Origin of the sequence: Streptomyces sp. SID3212, from assembly GCF_009865405.1 — a bacterium.
Lineage (GTDB): Bacteria > Actinomycetota > Actinomycetes > Streptomycetales > Streptomycetaceae > Streptomyces.
On sequence record NZ_WWJY01000931.1, the window covers coordinates 1 to 3,226 of the forward strand.

General features: G+C 72.8%; 3 protein-coding genes and 1 tRNA gene. 1 reads left to right on the forward strand and 3 read right to left on the reverse strand.

The window, feature by feature from the left end; translation table 11 throughout:
- A partial coding sequence (locus GT042_RS27605; RefSeq protein WP_161311433.1) for a peptidoglycan-binding protein occupies positions 1–1,079 on the reverse strand: 1,079 nt, incomplete at its 3' end.
- Positions 1,080–1,263: 184 nt separating this feature from the next.
- On the opposite strand from GT042_RS27605, the gene GT042_RS27610 reads away from it, so the two are divergent.
- Positions 1,264–1,337: transfer RNA gene (locus tag GT042_RS27610), tRNA-Lys, on the forward strand.
- A 240-nt stretch (positions 1,338–1,577) separates the two neighbouring features.
- Here the strand turns inward: GT042_RS27610 and GT042_RS27615 are convergent.
- Together GT042_RS27615 and GT042_RS27620 are read right to left on the reverse strand one after the other, a co-directional pair.
- A complete protein-coding gene (locus GT042_RS27615) occupies positions 1,578–2,630 on the reverse strand; it encodes a glycoside hydrolase family 6 protein (protein ID WP_161311435.1) in 1,053 nt (350 codons plus the stop codon).
- Between the two features lie 114 nt (positions 2,631–2,744).
- On the reverse strand, positions 2,745–3,226 hold a 482-nt coding region (locus GT042_RS27620), incomplete at its 5' end, for a class F sortase (protein ID WP_161311434.1).

The following is a 3,226-nucleotide window of genomic DNA, read 5'->3' on the forward strand; positions in this document are numbered from 1 at the left end:
CCCTGCGCGAGCTGGAACGCGCGGGTGGCCCGCCGGTCCGCCTCCTCCCAGCGCGGCCCGGGACCGAGGCTGTAGAAGCGTTCGGCGCCGCGAGCGACCAGCATCCGGCCGAGCTGGGTGACGTACTTGTTGTGCGCGCCGGGCCCGAACGCCCGCGCGCCCGGGTACGCGACCGCCACCGCCGCCGTCGCCTTCCCACTCCCACCGGCGGCGCCGCTGGTGCCCTCCGTCAGCCCCCGGTACCGATACGCCACGTACCGCGCCGAGTTGCTCCAGTACGCCATCGGCGTGGACTGCGCCCGCGTGTGCGGATCCGTCTGCTCGTACGCGATGTAGTACCCGTGCGTGTAGTCCGTCCAGCCGCCGAAGAGCGTGACGTGCGACCCCTTGTTGGGGTCGGACGGGTTGTGGAACAGCAGCATGTCCCCCGGCTGGAGGTCCTCCCGCGCGATCTTCACGCCGTACTCCGCGAGGCTGCCCGTCCATTCGTTGCCCGCGAGGTTCCACGCCATCGAGACATAGCCGGAGCAGTCCTGCCGGTACCCGTCGGACCAGTACGTGCTCATGCTGTACGGCACCCGCGCGCTCACCCACCGCTTGGCGCGGTTGATGATGTCCGCCCGGGTCGTGGCGCGCAGCGGCGCGGACGGCTTCCCCGCCACCGGTCCGGGCGACGGCCGCCCGTGCAGCGGTCCGCTGCCGCCCTGGGGGGTCTCCGGGTCGGGATCCCCACCGGGTACGGCGGCGAGCACGGCTCCCGGCACCGCCCCGGCACCGGCGCCGACCTGGGCACCGACCCCGGACAGGCCGGCCGAGGACGCGATCCCGTCGAAGCCCGTCCCGTCCGGCCCGATGTCGGCCCGCGCGCCCGTTCCCGCCGCGCCAAAGGCGACTCCCGTCGCGCCGAGAGCGACTCCCGCCGCCGTGACCAGCACCAACGCCCGCCGGGCGCCGTGCGCGCCCGGGTGGCCGCCGGCCCGTACCGGCAGCCCTCTCGCCAGATCCCGGCGCCGCCCCGCGCATCCGGGGCAGGGACAGTCAAGAGCGGGCTCGTACTCCTGGAAGGCCGGGACGGTCATGCGAATCCCCTCCACACTCATCAAGATCTGTCGGCACGACTGCACGGGCGCCAGTGTCTCAACTGTCTGGACAAGTCGCATTTTGACGGATCAAAGGTAAAAAACGACTATCCGACGAGCCGCGAGGGACCTCGGATGGTCCGGCCCACCCATGACGATCGGGTAGAGTTCTCCAGGTCAGCGCGCGCCGTTAGCTCAGTTGGTTAGAGCAGCTGACTCTTAATCAGCGGGTCCGGGGTTCGAGTCCCTGACGGCGCACCGACGGTCGAAGCCCCCTCACGCCACGTGAGGGGGCTTCGCCAGTTCCTTCGTCAGTTCCTTCGCCGGATCAGCCCCTGTTCCCGTACGGCGCCACCCGTCCCGTACACCTCGGAAACATGGCGTATGTCCGCCATTGTTGGGGTTCGCACGCCGAGGGCGTGTGCCTGGAGCGTGCGCGTGCGTGCGCCCTCCGCGTACGTACGCCCTTCACCCGGCCCTTCACCCGCGCACGCCGGGTCACGCCCCGTTCCGCGCCAGCCCCACCGCGTACTCCGCCCACCACTCGCCCGCGCGCGGCCCGCCCCGGCACTCGCCGTCCGACTCCCCCGGGCGCTTGATCCACAGGTACGCCTTGACCAGCGGATCGCCGGTCCTGACGGTCGGCGCCTCGCCTAGCGCGCGGCCCGGCGGGTTGCACCAGTTCTCGCCGGGGTCCCCCGAGGTGTACGAGCCGTTGCCGTTGCGGCTGGTGTCGATCACGAACGGTTTGCCGCCGACCCGCGCGGAGAGCCGCTTGCCGAAGTCCACGCTCTCGGCGGTCAAGAAGAAGTTCGAGACGTTCACCGCGAAGCCGTCGGCCTGGGCGAGGCCCGCGCGCCGCAGCGGCTCGAAGAGCGCGTCGGGCGTACGCCAGCCCGGGTTGCCCGCGTCGAGGTAGACGGAGGTCCCCGCCTGCCGGCCGAGCCGCTCGACCGCCGCGCCGAGCAGCCCGTACCGCTCCTCGCGGAACGCTTCCGGGGTACAGCCGTCCGCCAGGTGCAGGACGGCGTCCGGCTCCAGGATCACCGTGGCCCGGCGCGCGCCGATCCCGTCCGCGACTTCGTCGATCCACGTCCGGTACGCGTCACCGTCGGCGGCGCCGCCCTTCGAGTACTGACCGCAGTCGCGGTGCGGGATGTTGTAGAGCACGAGCAGCGCGTCCCGGCCGGCCTCGGTGGCCGCCGTGGTGATCGCCTCCGCCTGCGCCTTCGGGTCGTCGGGGCCGATCCACGACGCGGCGGGCTGTTCGGCGATCTTCCTGAGGAGCCGCGCGCTCTTCGGATCGCCCCGGTCGGCGTACGCGACGGCCTCGCGGGCGGCCGTACTGTCGGGATCCACCCAGTACGGCACCTCCGCCCTGGGCCGCTGGCCGACGGGCGCGGAGGAAGCGGCACGCTCACCCCGGTCGGGACCGTCCGGGCCGTCGGGACCATCGCCGCCGGAGCCGCCCGAGCCACCGGACGAGCAGCCCGCGAGCAGGATCAGCGCACTCGCCGCGAGGGCCGTGGCCCGTACCGCACTGCCGTCCATCCGCTCCCCCAAGTCAAGGACCACGGCCCCCACATTACGGTTTCCGGGCCCCCTCGCCCGGGGAGTCCCGCCTGAAGCCCCGGGACCCCGCCTCGCGCGATCCCGGGGAAAAGCTCAGCTGTCGCGGGTCTCGTCCACGCCCGTCAGGTACGCCGACACCACCACGTTCGCCGTGTACACGCCGGCCTTCTTGTCGAACGTCCCGCCGCAGGTGATCAGGCGCAACTCGGCACGCGACTTCTCGCGCGGCCCGTAGACCTTCTTCGCGTCGAACCGCTCCCGGCTGAAGACCTGCACGTCGTCGATGGTGAACTCGGCGACGGAACCGTCGCTCCTGGCCACCCGGACCTTCGCGCCGGGCCGGGCCGAGCTGAGCCCGTAGAAGACGGCCGGCTTCGTCTCGGTGTCGACGTGCCCGACGAACAGGGCGGTGCCCGCCGCGCCCGGCTGCACACCGCGGCCGTACCAGCCGACCGTCTGCGGTGTCCCGTACGACGGGGGGTCGACCGCCCCCGCGCCGTCCAGGCCCCGGGGCGCGACGGGCGCCTCGATCCCCAGCGAGGGGACCTCGACGCGCCGCGGCTCCGACGGCTCCA